The sequence below is a fragment of the Lawsonibacter sp. genome (genome assembly GCF_022777125.1).
Classification (GTDB): Bacteria; Bacillota; Clostridia; order Oscillospirales; family Oscillospiraceae; genus Lawsonibacter_A; species Lawsonibacter_A hominis.
This window is the reverse complement of the sequence record NZ_JALFGV010000038.1, coordinates 1-15,221: the sequence shown is the minus strand read 5'-3', so window position 1 is coordinate 15,221 and position 15,221 is coordinate 1. Positions and strand designations below refer to the sequence as shown.

The window sequence follows — 15,221 nt, the reverse complement described above, 5'->3', positions numbered from 1 at the left end:
CTCCGGGTCATACTTGCAGAACACCCCGGGCTTCTGCAAGATATAGGTGGTAAAGTAGTCGATGACCTCCTGCTCCAGGGCGTCCACATAGTCATCGTCGTTGCCCCACTTGGGACAGGCCAGACACATTTGGCGGATGTCCTCATAACCTTCAAAGTTGGCGTCGATTGCAGTACAAAGCTGGTCCATGGTCAGGACCTTGTCGTCAAAGACCAGCTTTTTCACCGCAGCACAGGCGTCGGCCACGTCGGCCATCCCCACTGCGGAGTACCCGGGCGTGTTACTGCCCCGAGCGCCGCCGCTGTGGTAGGGCAGGCCCCGCTGCAGACAGTTGTTCATAAAGATGGACTGCACCATGAGCGGGTAGTCTTGATAGGTGGCGACAATATACTGCGACGCGATATAGACCATGTCGATTTGGGCCGCCACGTGGGCCTTGACGGCGTTCATATAGTCCTCAAAGGTCTTGAACTGCCGGGGATCGCCTGTCTCCACGCTGATGCGCTCACCGCCTTTGCGGCCGGGCAGACCCGCGTGGCGGATCCCGTTGTTCAAAGCGAGCTCCGCCGCCGCGGCAAAGTTGACCCACTGGCCGGGGCCCCAGTTGAAGCCGCCGGGCCGGCCGATATCCTCACAGCCGGTACAGCTGTAGTTATAGGCTGCCTTCAGGTCGTTGCCGTAGCGCGTCATGACCGAGATACAGGGATCGTCATTGAAATAGGAGGGAAAACCGGTCCCGCCCGCAACGCAGTCCAGGGTCTTCAGCAAAAACTGATCTGGATTCTTCCTGTTAACGCGGACGCACAGCGAGGGCTGGAGGATATGAGCATCCATGTGGGCTTCGACGATGAGATAGGACAGGTCGTTGGTCGCATCATTGCCGAACTGATCGCAGCCGCCCACCAGAACGTTTTGGAACGTCGCGTTGCCTGCCAAGTGCTGCGCCGTGTCGCTGTCCGCGAACAGGAAGATGTTGTTGGTCTTGATGTAGAACAGCTGGAGCAGCTCCATAGCTTCTGCCCGGGTCATGATTCCCTCCCGGATATCCTTCTCATACAACGGCCACAGGTACTGATCCATTCTGCCGTAGGCCAGCAGCGGACCGGTGCTGTCGTTATAGAAGGCGCACACCACCAGCCAGATGGCCTGGAGGGCCTCCCGGAAGGTACGTGGGGCATTATGCGGCACATAATCGCAGATGGCTGCGATCTCCTCATACTCCTTCTTAAGCGTAGGGTCGGTAGCAACAGCGGCCTTTTCCCGCATAAACTCCGCCCACCGGTGCGAGAAGCGCTCCATGGCCTCCAGGACCAAGATTGCGGCCTTGTAGAAGAGCTCCTTTCCCCGCTCCTCCAGGTCGTAATAGTTGTGCTCATCCAGCTTTTTCTGGGCATAGGCCTTATAGGCGTTGGTCCCCTTGGCGATGATCTCCGGCCAGTCCAGGTGCACGTGGGTTCCATAAACCGCCAGCGCGAAGGAGACCTCGCCGAAGTTTGTGCCGATGATCTTGTCCTGGATCTCCTGAGGACAGGTCTTACGGAATTTGGCCATCAGGGTCCGCTTTTCCCAGTAGGGCGCAATCTCCTCTTCAAACTCCCGCTGCTCTTCGGGGGTAGAGGTACAGGGACTGAACTTCCTGGTGGTCAGGCCCTTCAGGCCACCCTCCTCCATGATCCACCAGGTCTCCACCTCGGGGTGTAGCGGGACCGACTTCAGCTTTGTGGAGCGCTGTCCGACAATCAGCTCACCCTCGTTGTAGAGAAGCGGCAGGGTATCCAGCGTCTTTACGACGGCCATTGCCTTTTTCATAACCGGCGGTTCGTCCTCGTTGGCTTGATAGACCTCCGTAAAGCAGCGGGCGCGGTGAAGACAGACGCCGTAGGGCGCGTCGTGCATCTGGGCCATCAGTTTTCTGACCCGGTCCGTGCAGCCGCATACCGTGGTCTGCCCAAAGTATTTCTGCTCGTCAGTCGCATGAAGAATGGCTTTGTTTTTCATGACATTAAGTATCTCCCTTCTTGATATTTCCACCATTCTAGTCTGGGGCGGCGTGCCCCGGTACCGATAGTGTTCCGTATACGTACGGAGAGCGGCACTGCTCCGCTCCCCCTCTCCTCAGCCCCCGATCTTTACGGTAAGGCCAAAGGATCTTACCAGCGCGGCCAGACGCTCCATCAACTCGTCCGGGGCCGTCGGCGCCAGCGCGTTCAACTGGTAACTGCCCGACCACTTGGTCCGCTCATACTTGGCCGCGCCGTAACTGTGATAGGGCAGGAGTTCCACCCGCTTGACCACCTCCAGGCGCCTAACAAACTCCGCTGTGGCGGCGATGTTCTCCTCAGAGGAGTTGAGACCAGGAATCACCGGGACGCGGATGATCATGGTGCGCTTGGAAAAATCATAGGTCTGTGCTACGCGCTGAATGTTGGCCAAAATGGGAGCATTGGGAACGCCGGTCAGCCGCATGTGTTCTGCGCTGTCCATGTGCTTGATATCCATCTGAAAGATGTCCACATAGTCGAATACAGAACTGGCTTTTTCCCAGGTTGCGTAGGAGGAGGTCTCAATGGCGGTGTTAATGGCGTACTCTTCTTTGCAGGCTTTTAGGAACTGCGATACGAAATCCGCCTGGAGCAGAGGCTCGCCTCCCCCCACCGTGACGCCGCCGTGGCCGCGGTAAAAAATGCTGTCGCGTTCCACCACCGATGCTAACTCTGCAACTGTATATTCTCTGCCGCAGACGCTGCGCGCCCCGGTCGGACAGACTTTGACACACTCCATACACTCCGTGCAGCGCGTTTTGTCCCAGACAATCAAACCGCTCCGCTCCGCAGAGGCCCCCGTGGGGCACCGTTCCACGCACTTTCTGCAGCCGCAGCACTTTTTCTCCTGAAAAAAGAGGGTCTTTTGCGGCGGCTGCCCCTCCGGATTGGCGCACCACAGGCACCGCAAGGGGCACCCTTTCATAAATACAAGGGTGCGCAGCCCTGCTCCGTCGTGGAGCGAATAGCGCTGTATATTGAATACCATTCCCTTTTCCATCTTAAAAATTCCATATCCTTTTCCAGTAAATAGTCTGCCGCAATGGCCCCTGTTCCGCGCCTGCAATATATATATCAGACTGACTTGGCCCTGTAAAATGCACCTTTCTAATACACCATTAAAAATATTTATGGTACTAATCCACGAACTTGGCCCCACTGCTGTCGGACTTTCGGTGCCGTCTGCTGAATTTGAGCGGGATTTGCCCCCGCACTGGCCGGGACCACCGGGACCGGCCTACCGTCTCTCTGCCGCGCCGCGGCGTCGGCGGTGGGGAGGTTCCCTTGACAACCCCCGGAAAACAAAATAGAATTGGGGACAAATTTGGGGGAAAGGGGCCTTATTATATGAAAGAACAGTGGTTTGAAGCGATAGAGCGACACATTCCAACCGGCGAAGTGCGTACCCGTTTCGGACCGTCTCCCACCGGCTATATGCATGTGGGCAACCTACGTACCGCGATCTATGCCTGGCTGATTGCCCGCCGTGCCGGGGGAAAGTTTCTGCTGCGTATTGAAGATACCGATCAGGTGCGCCAGGTGGAGGGCGCTGTGGAGATCATCTGCCGTACCCTGCGCCAGTGCGGTCTGTCCTGGGATGAAGGGCCGGATGTGGGCGGGCCCGTGGGGCCCTATGTCCAGACCGCCAGGCGGGAGCTGTATCTCCCCTATGCGGAGTTGCTGGTGGAGCGAGGCTGCGCCTACCGCTGCTTCTGTGAAAAAATGGAACCCGAGGAGGAATGCGGCGTATTTGACCGGGGTGATGACCCCTGCCGTGCTCTGAGTCCGGCGGAGGTCCGGGCCAACTTGCATGCCGGCAGGCCCTACGTTATCCGGCAGCGGATCCCCCGCCAGGGGAGAACCACGTTTCATGATTTGGTCTTTGGAGATATCACCGTGGATAATAGGACCCTGGATGATCAGATTCTGATTAAGCGGGACGGACTGCCCACTTACAATTTTGCCAACGTGATCGACGACCATCTGATGGGTATTACTCACGTTGTCCGGGGCAGTGAATACCTATCTTCTGCCCCCAAATACGACCTCCTCTATCAGAGTTTTGGCTGGAAGATTCCCCACTACGTCCACTGTGCTCCTGTCATGCGGGATCAAAAACATAAGCTGTCCAAGCGCCACGGCGACCCCTCCTATGAGGACCTCTTGGCCATGGGGTATCTGTCTGATGCCATCGTCAACTATGTAGCTCTTCTGGGGTGGGCCCCCACAGGAGAGCAGAAAGAACGCGAGTTCTTCCTGCTGGAAGAACTCGCTGAATACTTTGATATCGCTGGTCTCTCCAAGTCCCCTGCCATTTTCGACCTTAACAAGCTGAACTACTTCAACGCCTGCTATCTGCGAGCGCTCTCCCCCGAGGACTTTTACGTCGGCGCAGAGCCCTATCTCAAAGAGACGGTGCAGGACTCCCAGGTCGATTTAAGGCTGGCGGCACGACTACTTCAGCCCCGTTGTACCACCTGGATGGATATCGCGCCGCAGATAGACTTTCTCGGCGCGCTCCCGCCATACCCCAACGAGCTCTACCGCAGCGAAAGGTGGCGCGTCAACGAGAAGAATTCCGCCGAACTGCTGATCCAGATCCGCTCGGAGCTAGAGGCTTTGCCCGTTTGGACCGACGACGCCCTGCACGCCGCTCTCTCCAGCTTGGCTGTGCGGCAGGGAGTCAAGCTCGGGACCATCCTGTGGCCGCTGCGCATTGCCCTGTCCGGCAGGGCAGTTACGCCCGGCGGAGCGGTGGAACTGTGTTGTGTCTTGGGGCGCGCCGAATCGCTGCGCCGTATCTGTCAGGGAATTGCGCAGCTCCCGCCGGCAGCTGACTGAGCCATCCCACCCCCGTCCCATATGTACGGAGTCCTTCAGGTCATAAAAAGCTCCCCTGATTAGCTTCAGTTGGATCCGCTGACAAAGTCCCTATGCCGCGGTGCTGTTATGGTATAATAGGCCGGACTGTAAAGTTAAATGAAAGTTGAAGACCCGTCAGCCCTTCTGGTACAATGGTTTCACCACAAAACACATGTACTCTCGAAAGGAGACGAGTCTTCGTGGCAAGATTATACCAACTATGCTGTCCAAAGTGCAACAACAAAACGAACTTTCGTCGCTACGGAAAAGACAAACATGGTCATCAAAAGTATCAATGCAGGAAGTGCTGGCATCAATGGGCGCCGGATGCCCCAAAGGGGCAAATGGGCCGCCCTCGGACAAAGGAACACCCTCAGTGCCCTGTTTGCGGGAAAGCAATGTATGTGCATCACGATAGAGAGCACTACATCCACTACTCCTGCACAGGCAAGAAATGCCGCCACTCGGTTTTTGTGCCAAAGCCTACAGCGATCTCGGCTCCGTCTATGTCCAAACTCTTTGGAAAGACGGATTTCAAGCGGATGCGTTATCCGGTTCATGTGATTCTTATGGCCTTGACCATGTTCTACCTGGGCAAGAACTCATTCCGCAATATCGCTCTGATTTTGCGTACCGTAATGGATGTCCGGGTATCTCACACGACTATCAGCAACTGGTGTACCCGCTTCGCCCCAATGTTCCAAAACATTGCGATACAGCTCATTCCGGCGTTGAATTTCAACTCTGACGAGTGGCACGCCGATGAAACTGTTGTGAAGATACAGGGCGAGAAATACTACCTCTGGCTCATTCTGGACAGCGAGACACGCTTTGTCCTCGGCTTCCATCTGGACCGCCACAGGGACAGTCCGCAGGCTTTTACCATACTGGAAGCCGTGAAGACCATGGGGACTCCGCAGTCCATTGTGAGCGACCGCTACTTTGCCTACCAAATGCCAGTTAAGACGCTGTATGGGATCCAGCATATCCGCGTGGAGAGCTTCCACGATGACATTACCAATAACCTCATAGAGTGCTTCAACAAGCAGTTCAAGGCATGGTACAAAACCAAGCAAGGCTTTTCTTCGTTTGCTTCCGCCAACAACCTCATTTCCATGTTCATCTTCTTCTACAACTTTGTCCGTCCCCATTCCGCCTTGAACGGCCTTACTCCGGCTCAGTGTGCCGGTCTTAAACTGTCCAAAAAGCGCAAACGGGAGCTTTTGCTCGTTGCGTAGAGATATTGGCTGATTTTTGGGTCCTAACTTTTCATGTTTACTTTACAGTGCCTAATAGGCACAAAGGAGGAATTGCGCATGATGGGACAACAAAATGGACAGATGGGGAGGATGGCCTTAGCTCTGGAAGAACTGATTTTGTTCGACCTTCTCCATGATATTTTGACGCCCTACTATTCCCTGAATAGCTGACCATCGGTGGATACAGTCCGTATGTTTCAAATACTTGCTGGTTGGCCATCTGTATGGAGTAAGATCAGAACGCCCCCTGCTGGAAGAAGTACGGCTGAATTTAGCTTTATCGATGGTTCTGCAGATTTGGACTGTGTGATAAAAGACCTGTTGGCAAGACCCGGAACCAGACTGAAATTCTCACATTCAGCTCGGTTCGGGGTCTTGTCAACAGGTCTCTTTTTTGTAGCCCACAAGCGGCGCGGCTGCTTGTGGGGACCTGGAAGTGATGTTACGTGCGCGGGGCAAATAAAATGCCTTTGTACCGAGGTTTTGGGGCAGAGTCCAAAATGCTTGTGCAGCGTGCGGCGGGGCCCTGCTCTGCGGAGGCGGGAGGAAGATGGGGCTGCCTCTATTCCTCGTCCAGCTTGAGCACGGCCATGAACGCCTCAGTCGGGATCTGTACGGTCCCAAGAGAGCGCATCTTTTTTTTGCCCTCTTTTTGCTTTTCCAGCAGCTTTTTCTTGCGGGTGATGTCGCCGCCGTAGCACTTGGCCAGCACGTCCTTGCGCATGGCCTTGACGGTTTCCCGGGCGATGACCTTGCCGCCGATGGCGGCCTGCACCGGCACCTCGAAGAGCTGGCGGGGAATGTTCTCCCGGAGCTTTTCGCACAGCCTTCTCGCCCGGGGGTAGGCCTTGTCCCTGTGCGCGATGAAGGAAAGCGCGTCCACCTGGTCGCCGTTGAGGAGCAGGTCCACCTTCACCAGCTCGGAGGCCTGGTACCGGTCCAGTTCATAGTCCAGGGAGGCGTAGCCCTTGGTGCGGGCCTTGAGGGTGTCGAAGAAATCGTAGATGATCTCGCCTAGGGGCATGGAGTAATGCAGCTCTACCAGGTTGGTGTCCAAATACTGCATATCCTTATATTCGCCCCGCCGCTCCTGGCACATGGGCATGATGTTGCCCACGTAGTCCGGCGGGGTGACGATGGACACCTTGGCGTAGGGCTCCTCGGCCAGCTCGATGACCGCCGGGTCGGGATAGTTGTGGGGATTGTCCACCATGACCACCGAGCCGTCGGTCTTGGTGATGCGGTAGATGACCGAAGGCAGGGTGGTGATGAGGTCCAGGTCGAATTCCCGCTCCAGGCGCTCCTGAATGATCTCCATGTGGAGCATGCCCAGAAAACCGCAGCGGAAGCCGAAGCCCAGGGCGGCGGAGGACTCCGGTTCAAAGGACAGGGAAGCGTCGTTGAGCTGGAGCTTCTCCAGCGCGTCCCGCAGGTCGGGATACTTGCTCCCGTCCTCGGTATAGATGCCGCAGTACACCATGGCCCGGGCGGGGCGGTACCCGGGCAGCGCCCCGGCGGCCGGGCGCTCCGCACCGGTGACGGTGTCGCCCACCTGGGTATCCTTCACATTTTTGATCGAGGCCGTGAAATAGCCCACCTCGCCCGCGATGAGCTCGTCGCAGCGCTCCATGCCCAGAGGGAGCAGATGGCCGCACTCCAGCACCTCGTAGGTGGCGCCCGAAGCCATCATCCGCACCTTCATACCCGTCCGGATAGCGCCCTCCATGACCCGGAAGTACACGATCACGCCCCGGTAGGCGTCGTATTGACTGTCGAAGATCAGCGCCTGCAGGGGCGCGTTCACGTCCCCCTTGGGGGGCGGGACGTTTTTGACGATATCCTCCAGCACCGCATCGATATTGATGCCTACCTTGGCGGAGATCTCGGGCGCGTCCTGAGCCGGAATGCCGATGATATTCTCGATCTCGTCCTTCACCCGCTTGGGGTCGGCGGCGGGCAGGTCGATCTTGTTGAGCACCGGCAGGATCTCCAGATCGTGCTCCAGGGCCAGAAAGGTGTTGGCCAGAGTCTGGGCTTCGATGCCCTGGGCGGCGTCCACGATCAGCACTGCGCCCTCGCAGGCGGCCAGGCTGCGGCTGACCTCATAGTTGAAGTCCACGTGGCCCGGGGTATCGATCAGGTTGAGCTCATAGGTCTGGCCGTCCTCCGCCTTATAGTTCAGACGCACGGCCCGGGCCTTGATGGTGATGCCGCGCTCCCGCTCCAGGTCCATGTTGTCCAGCAGCTGGCTGGCCATCTCGCGGGCTTCCACCGCGTTGCATTTTTCGATCAGCCGGTCGGAAAGCGTGGACTTTCCGTGGTCAATATGCGCGATAATGGAAAAGTTGCGGATTTTGGATTGGTCGGTCAATCAAAACACCTCCGTAGGAAGGTCCGCGCTGGGGCCCCGCACAGCGGGGCGGCGCACAGCGCCGGAATCAAAATCAGAAACGGGATCTGAGCAAAGCCGTGAGGCTTTGCCGCGGGGAGCGGCAGCGCAGCGGGCAGCCCCCCGGCTTCCGCCGGGGACGGGGGACACAGGGCCGGCCCCGGCGCGGCCGGTGTGGGCGGTCCGGCAGGAGTAAAACCGTTGGCATCGGCCGGCCGTGCGGCCGCGCGGCTCAGCGGTCGTTCCGGCGGGCTTCCACCCGGCGGTTGATGCGGGCGCCGGTGGTGTGGATGATCTGCAGAAGGGATTGATACAGGCCGGGGTAGCTTTCGGTAAGCGCATCGTTGTTCATGGGCGGGAAGGTGCCCTTTTCTTTGGCGTGGGTGGCCAGAGCGTCCACATAATCGGCCTCGGCACAGATCATGTCGGCCCGGGGCACGCCCACGACGAAATGGCGGGCGGGGACGGAGAAAAAGTCCTCGTTCTGCGTGCCGTTGGCCCGGAACAGATGCCGGAACATGGTATAAACGGCGGTGCCCAGGTAATCGGCGGCGGCGGAGATGGCCTGCTTGCTGCCGGTTTTGCCCAGCAGGTCGAAGAGCACGCCCACCGAGTTGACCAGCAGCTTTTTGTTCAGCGTAGCCATGATGCTGCCGTGGAGCACATTGTCCTTTTCCGCGGAGTAATCGTACAGCTCGTCGGCGGAGACGATGGTGGTGCCGTCCCGGGACAGGGTACGCCCCAGAAGAAAGTCCGCCGACACATGATAGTAATTGCAGGCCTTGACCACGAAAGCCAGACCGGGTTCACGCACGCCGTTCTCATAATGGGAGAGCAGCGCCTGGCTGATCCCCAGGTCCTTGGCGGCCGCACGCTGGGAGACGCCCCGTTCCTGGCGCAGCAGGGACAGGCAGCGGGAGAAATCAGAAGCCATAATACACCTCAACCAAAAAACAGTGAGTATAGTATAAAAGCGGGAATACCAAAAGTAAAGTGGATTTTTTCACAATCTTGTACCCTTTTGGGATTGAGCTTGGCGGAAGAATGGGTGTATAATAAAAAGAAAGCCGGAAAGACCGGCAATTTGACCGATTTTAATTCAAACGGAGGTAATTCCCATGTCCATGCATATGTTCCAGCAGCTCATTGATACCTTGAAGAAGGACCCCAGGAAAATCGTTTTTACCGAGGGTACCGATCCCCGCATCCTGGAGGCCAGTGCCCGCCTGCTGGCCGGCAACTTCCTTACCCCCATCCTGGTGGGCAGCGAGCAGGAGGTCCACGCCGCCGCCGAGGAGTCCGGCTTCAACATCCGCGGCGCCCAGATCATTGACCCTGAGACCTACGAGGGCATGGACGAGATGGTACAGACCATGGTGGAGCTGCGCCGCGGCAAGATGACCGCCGACGAGTGCCGCGCCGCCCTGAAGAAGGGCAACTACTTCGGCACCATGCTGGTAAAGATGGGCGTGGCCGACTGCCTGCTGGGCGGCGCTACTTATTCCACTGCCGATACCGTGCGCCCGGCGCTGCAGCTGATCAAGACCAAGCCTGAAAACAAGATCGTTTCCTCCTGCTTCATCATGGTCCGCGAGCGGGTGGGCGACAACGAGGTGCTGGCCATGGGCGACTGCGCCATCAACATCGACCCCAGCGAGGATGAGCTGGTGGAGATCGCCCTGGAGACCGCCAAGTGCGCCAAGATTTTCGGGATCGACCCCAAGGTGGCCTTCCTGAGCTATTCCACCAAGGGCTCCGGCAAGGGCGAGGATGTGGACAAGATGCGCAATGCCTGCGCCAAGGCCAAGGCTGCCGCGCCCGATCTGGCCATTGACGGCGAGATGCAGTTTGACGCCGCCGTTTCTCCTACCGTGGGCCAGCTCAAGTTCCCCGGCTCTCCCGTGGCGGGCTACGCCAACACCTTCGTCTTCCCCAACATCAACGCCGGCAACATCGGCTATAAGATCGCCCAGCGCCTGGGCGGCTTCGACGCCTACGGCCCCATCCTGTTGGGCCTGAACGCTCCCATCAACGACCTCTCCCGCGGCTGCAACGCCCAGGAGGTCTACTCCATGGCCATCATCACCGCGGCCTTGAAGTAAGCGATTTGTCTCAATGGAAAGGGTCCCGCGCAGCAGCTGCCGCGCGGGACCCTGGATTTATTTTTGCGGGAACTGCAAAAGCAGGTAAAAGACGCCGCCGGACAAGGCCCGGCGGCGTCACAGCGTGTCGAACAAGCCCTCCCGCAGGGAGTTCCGCCGCCCGCAGGCGGCGGAATAAAATGAAGTCCAGGCCGTTCCAAGGACATGTGCCTTGGAACGGCCACTTCTCACGAAATTTTTGCCAACAATTTCGTGAGAAATCGAGGTGAAAATTTCGTGTATTCCTTCTCGAAAAAGTGGCTTTGCCACTTTTTCGTGTGTCTCGCGCCGCCGGGCACGGCCCGGCGGCGCGCCGTTTGATGGAACTGTTAATAATTAAATCCGCCGAAGGGCCAGTTGTAATAGCCGTTGCCCTGCTGCTGAGACTGGATGGACTGGCTGTACTGCTGGTAGAGCTCATCCATGGCGTCCGAGCGGGCTTGATTGTCCTCATCCAGTGTGACCTGGACGGTCTGGGAAGCGCCGTCCCGATATACGGTGAAGGTGACGGTATCCCCGGCCTTATAGTTCTTCACCGCGGACTTGAGCTGCGTGGTTCCGCTCACGGCGGAGTCGTCCACGGCAGTGATGATGTCCCCCACCTGGAGACCGGCCTTCTGGGCGCAGGAACCGTCCAGGATGGCGGTAATCTCCGCGCCGGCGGGAATACCATAGCGCTGGGCGGAGGAATCCACGTCGTTCATGAGGATGCCCACATTGGGCTTGCCGGTGACATAGCCGTTCTCAATGATGCTGGTGACCATGTCCTTCACATCGTTAATGGGGATGGCAAAGCCAATGCCCTCGATGGAGGCCTCGGAGGAGGAGGCGCTGCTGGAATACTTGGCGGATACGATGCCCACCGCCTGGCCGTACCGATCAAACAAAGGGCCGCCGGAGTTGCCGGAGTTGATGGCGGTGTCCGTCTGGAGCATATTCATAATGGTGCCGTCGCTCATGGTGATGGTGCGGTCCTTGGCGGAGACCAGCCCCCCGGTGAGGGTAAAGGTCAACTCCCCCAGAGGATTGCCGATGGCATAGACGCTCTCGCCCACGGCCAGGGCGTCGGAGTCGCCCAACGTCACGGCGTGCAGGCCGGCGGCCTCGATCTTCAGCACCGCGATATCATTTTCTTCCTCGCCGCCCACCACTACGGCGTCGTAGCTGGAGCCGTCGGCGAAGGTGACCTTGATGTCGCTGACACCGTCGATGACGTGGTAATTGGTCAGGATGTAGCCGTCGGAGCTGATGACGAACCCGGAACCGGATACGGCGTTGCGTACCGTCTGGCCCCAGACGTTGGTGGTCACGTCGCCGTTGACGCCTACCACGCAGTCCAGATTGGCCGCGTAGATCTGCTCGGCGGTGAGGACGGTCTTGCCGTCCACGTTTGCCAGGGAGACGGCGGCCGTAGGACGGCTGCCTTCGTAGACGGTGGTGGAGGAGCCGAAGAAGCCGGAACTCTTCAAAGCCATCGCGCCCGCGCCGCCGGCCAGACCGCCCGCGATGGCGCACACAAGACCCACGGCCACAAATTTGGCGGCAAAGCCCTTCTTTTTCTTGGGCGGCTCGGGATCGCTGACCTGATAGTGGATGGTCTCTATGGGCTCCCGCTCCTCAGGGGGTCTGTTATAATCGCTGTAATACATAACTGGTCTCTCCTTTGACGGGTTCGGTTTTCTTTGGAACAAGTCCTAGGATAAACGGAAAATGTGTATAAAACATGAAGATTTTTTGCACGTTTTTTAAATTCAAAATACGCCATACGCCCCGGAGGAGCACAAGCTCCTCCGGGGCGTATTTTTGAAGGGATCAGATCCGCAGCGCCCTGGTGACGGTGACGGCCCGGGCACCGGGGCCGATGTGGCAGGCTACGCTGAGGGAAAGCGGGTCCATGTGGATGGGATAGCCGGGAAAGGCCTCCTCCAGTTCGGACAGCCACTCCTGGGCGCTCTCCGCCTCGCCGGTGAAGGCCGCGGCGAGGTGCAGGTCTTCGGGACCCCGGCAGTCCGGGAAATCCCGGGCGATGGTCTGAAGGATCGCGTCGATCATGGCCTTTTTGGCGGCCTTCCAGCCGCGGGTCTTGGAAAAGGCGTCCAGCTTTTCCCCCTTGATGCGCAGCACCGGCTTGAGGTTGAGCACCGTGCCGACGGCGGCGGCGGCGGGGGTGAGGCGGCCGCCCTTCTTCAGGTACTTCAGGGTATCCACCGTGATATAGATATCGGAATCGAACCGGGTCTGCTCCAGAAGCGTCCGGATTTCCTCCGCGCTCCGGCCCGCCGCGGCCAGGGCCTTGGCGTCCAGCACAGACTGGCGCAGGGTGACGGAGATGCGCTGGTTGTTGACCACCTCTACCCGCCCGTCGTAATCCTGGGCCAGCATGATGGCAGTCTCGCAGGAGCTGCTCAGACCGCTGGACATGGGAATATGCACCACGGCCTCGTGGTCCTGCAGGAGCCTGTCCCACAGCTCGGTCACATCCCCCGGGGCGGGCTGGGTGGTCTTTACGTCGGCGTCCGCGGCCAGATGCCGGTAGAACTGCTCCTGGCTCAGGGTGATATCCTCTAAAAACAGCTCGTCGTTGATATAAAAGGGCATGGGCAGTACGAAGACCCCAAGCTCCCTGCTTTGGGCCTGGGTGATGCCGCTGTTGCTGTCGGTCACGATCGCAATGTTTCCCATAGTAAACCTCTCTCACAAAATGCGTTCTCACAGCATACAAGCATTATATCGGATTGTCGGAAAAAGTCAAGGAGGGCGCCTTGGCCGGAACGGGCGCCGGTGGAAGGGACAGGCTCATATCTGTTTCCTCCCATGCATACTCTGGAGTATCACGACCGATAAGGATGATGAAACATGAAGCACAAGCAGAACATTCACTGGAGCCGTCTTCTGCGCCGGGCGCTGGCGCTTTTCCTGGCCACCCTGGCGGCCTGGCTGCTGCTGGTGTGCGCCGGGGCGGGGGCGGCCGCAAATGCCTTCAAGAGCTTGGGGGAGAGTTCCGCCTTTGTCTCGGCCGCCCTGGCGGCCGAACTGGGGGAGGTGGCCCGGGCGGACAGCCCCCGGGGCGCGCTGGACGGCTGGGGGCGGCTGGTGGTGGACCAGTCCCCGCTGCTGCGGGGCGCGGAGGGCGCGGTAGAGCGGTATCTGGGCGCGGAAGCGCCGGGAAATTCCGCCACGCCGGTGGAGGAGCTTCCCGCCGGACAGCCCGCCCGGGACCACGACGACATTGCCGAGCAGCCCGAGGCCGTGGCTGCGCCGGAGGACATCGTGGCCCGCACCCTGGTGCCCACCAGCACCCAGGGCTATGAATTTGCCGATGGGGTCTACCTCTATAACCGCACCAAGCTGACGGTGGACCTGGCGGCGGCGGTGGCGGAGCCGGTGGAGATCGCCCTGACGGGAGAGGGACCCCAGATCCTCATCGTACATACCCATGGCACGGAGGCCTACACGCAGGACGGGACCGATCTCTATCAGCCCTCGGACAACAATACCCGCACGCTGGACGAGGCGTATAACGTGGTGCGGGTCGGGGATGAGATCGAGCGGGTGTTCACGGAAATGGGCCTGAGCGTGGTCCACGACCGCACCCTGTACGACTACCCGCAGTACAACGGCGCATACGACCGTTCTGCGCAGGGCGTCAGCGCCTACTTGGAGCAATATCCCTCCATTCAGATCGTGCTGGACGTGCACCGGGACGCCCTGGTGGGGGAAGACGGCACGGTGTATAAGGCCCTCACCGAGATCGACGGGGTAAAATCCGCGCAGGTCATGCTGGTGCTGGGGTCCAGCGAGGGGGGCGAGCACCCGGACTGGACGGCCAACCTGGCACTGGCCGCCAAGGTCCAGCAGAGCATGAACAACCTCTATCCCACCCTGGCCCGGCCGATGGCCCTGCGGGCCGCCCGCTATAACCAGCAGCTCTCCACAGGGTCCCTGCTGGTGGAAGTGGGCTGTCACGGCAATACCCTCCAGGAGGCCCTTTCCGGAGCCCGGCTCTTTGCCCGGGCCGCGGGACAGGTGCTTTTGGGACTAAAAAAGTAAACGGCGCCCGCCCGGAAGCTCTGCTTCCGGGCGGGCGCCGTTCAGCGCAGATGCTTTTTGACCTGGATTCCAAGCCTGCGGATGCGGGCATAGAGGGTATTGTGGCAGAGACTATGCTGCCTTGCATCACCAGTGAGCACACCGGCAGATCACTGCTGTTTGTACAAAATCGATCCATACGGAACAACAAAGCCGGAAGGCAAGAGAGGACGGAAACAAATCATGGAAAGCGAGATCAAGAAATACGGTTGTTTTGTCAAGGGCGTGGAGCAGAAGTATCCCAACGTTGCACCCGGCACCCCCATCTACGCCAACGCCGTGGTGGTGGACAACATCGTGTATGTGTCGGGGATGACCGCCCAGAAGTTTGAGGACGGCAGCTGTACCACCAACACCATGCAGGATCAGATGTGGGTGGCCCTGAGCAAGATGAAGCAGGTCTTGGAGGAGGCGGGCAGCTGCCTGGAGAACGTGTTCA

11 protein-coding genes are annotated in these 15,221 nt (G+C 59.1%); 5 read left to right on the top strand and 6 right to left on the bottom strand.

Annotation, left to right across the window (positions count from 1 at the left end):
* Together MR825_RS03275 and MR825_RS03270 are read right to left on the bottom strand one after the other, a co-directional pair.
* Nucleotides 1-1,998: pyruvate formate lyase family protein (locus MR825_RS03275; protein ID WP_287878836.1), on the bottom strand; the 1,998-nt coding region annotated here is incomplete at its 3' end.
* Nucleotides 1,999-2,115: 117 nt separating this feature from the next.
* On the bottom strand, nt 2,116-3,030 hold the full coding sequence (locus MR825_RS03270; protein ID WP_287878839.1) for a glycyl-radical enzyme activating protein: 915 nt from the start codon (nt 3,028-3,030) through the stop codon (nt 2,116-2,118).
* Nucleotides 3,031-3,389: 359 nt separating this feature from the next.
* On the opposite strand from MR825_RS03270, the gene gltX reads away from it, so the two are divergent.
* Nucleotides 3,390-4,883 carry a glutamate--tRNA ligase gene (gltX, locus tag MR825_RS03265; RefSeq protein ID WP_186906814.1) on the top strand — a complete coding sequence of 498 codons (1,494 nt, stop codon included), beginning with the start codon at nt 3,390-3,392 and terminating at the stop codon, nt 4,881-4,883.
* 221 nt (nt 4,884-5,104) lie between these two features.
* Nucleotides 5,105-6,142 carry an IS6 family transposase gene (locus MR825_RS03260; protein WP_287878831.1) on the top strand — a complete coding sequence of 346 codons (1,038 nt, stop codon included), beginning with the start codon at nt 5,105-5,107 and terminating at the stop codon, nt 6,140-6,142.
* Nucleotides 6,143-6,725: 583 nt separating this feature from the next.
* Here MR825_RS03260 and lepA read toward each other — a convergent pair.
* Together lepA and MR825_RS03245 are read right to left on the bottom strand one after the other, a co-directional pair.
* A complete protein-coding gene (gene lepA / locus MR825_RS03250) occupies nt 6,726-8,534 on the bottom strand; it encodes a translation elongation factor 4 (RefSeq protein ID WP_186907461.1) in 1,809 nt (602 codons plus the stop codon).
* 250 nt (nt 8,535-8,784) lie between these two features.
* Nucleotides 8,785-9,486 carry a helix-turn-helix domain-containing protein gene (locus MR825_RS03245; RefSeq protein WP_186907462.1) on the bottom strand — a complete coding sequence of 234 codons (702 nt, stop codon included), beginning with the start codon at nt 9,484-9,486 and terminating at the stop codon, nt 8,785-8,787.
* 184 nt (nt 9,487-9,670) lie between these two features.
* On the opposite strand from MR825_RS03245, the gene pta reads away from it, so the two are divergent.
* Nucleotides 9,671-10,654, top strand: a complete 984-nt coding sequence (gene pta, locus MR825_RS03240; RefSeq protein WP_352408858.1) for a phosphate acetyltransferase — start codon at nt 9,671-9,673, stop codon at nt 10,652-10,654.
* 368 nt (nt 10,655-11,022) lie between these two features.
* On the opposite strand, the gene MR825_RS03235 is transcribed toward pta, so the two are convergent.
* Both MR825_RS03235 and MR825_RS03230 read right to left on the bottom strand, forming a co-directional pair.
* The gene (locus tag MR825_RS03235; protein WP_186907463.1) at nt 11,023-12,342 is read right to left on the bottom strand and encodes a S1C family serine protease; all 1,320 of its coding nucleotides are present in this window, start codon (nt 12,340-12,342) and stop codon (nt 11,023-11,025) included.
* A gap of 163 nt (nt 12,343-12,505) precedes the next feature.
* A complete protein-coding gene (locus MR825_RS03230; RefSeq protein ID WP_186907464.1) occupies nt 12,506-13,375 on the bottom strand; it encodes a DegV family protein in 870 nt (289 codons plus the stop codon).
* Nucleotides 13,376-13,549: 174 nt separating this feature from the next.
* On the opposite strand from MR825_RS03230, the gene spoIIP reads away from it, so the two are divergent.
* The gene (gene spoIIP, locus MR825_RS03225) at nt 13,550-14,743 is read left to right on the top strand and encodes a stage II sporulation protein P (protein WP_287878826.1); all 1,194 of its coding nucleotides are present in this window, start codon (nt 13,550-13,552) and stop codon (nt 14,741-14,743) included.
* A gap of 222 nt (nt 14,744-14,965) precedes the next feature.
* Nucleotides 14,966-15,221, top strand: a 256-nt coding sequence (locus MR825_RS03220) for a RidA family protein (protein WP_287878824.1), incomplete at its 3' end; no start/stop codon positions are given.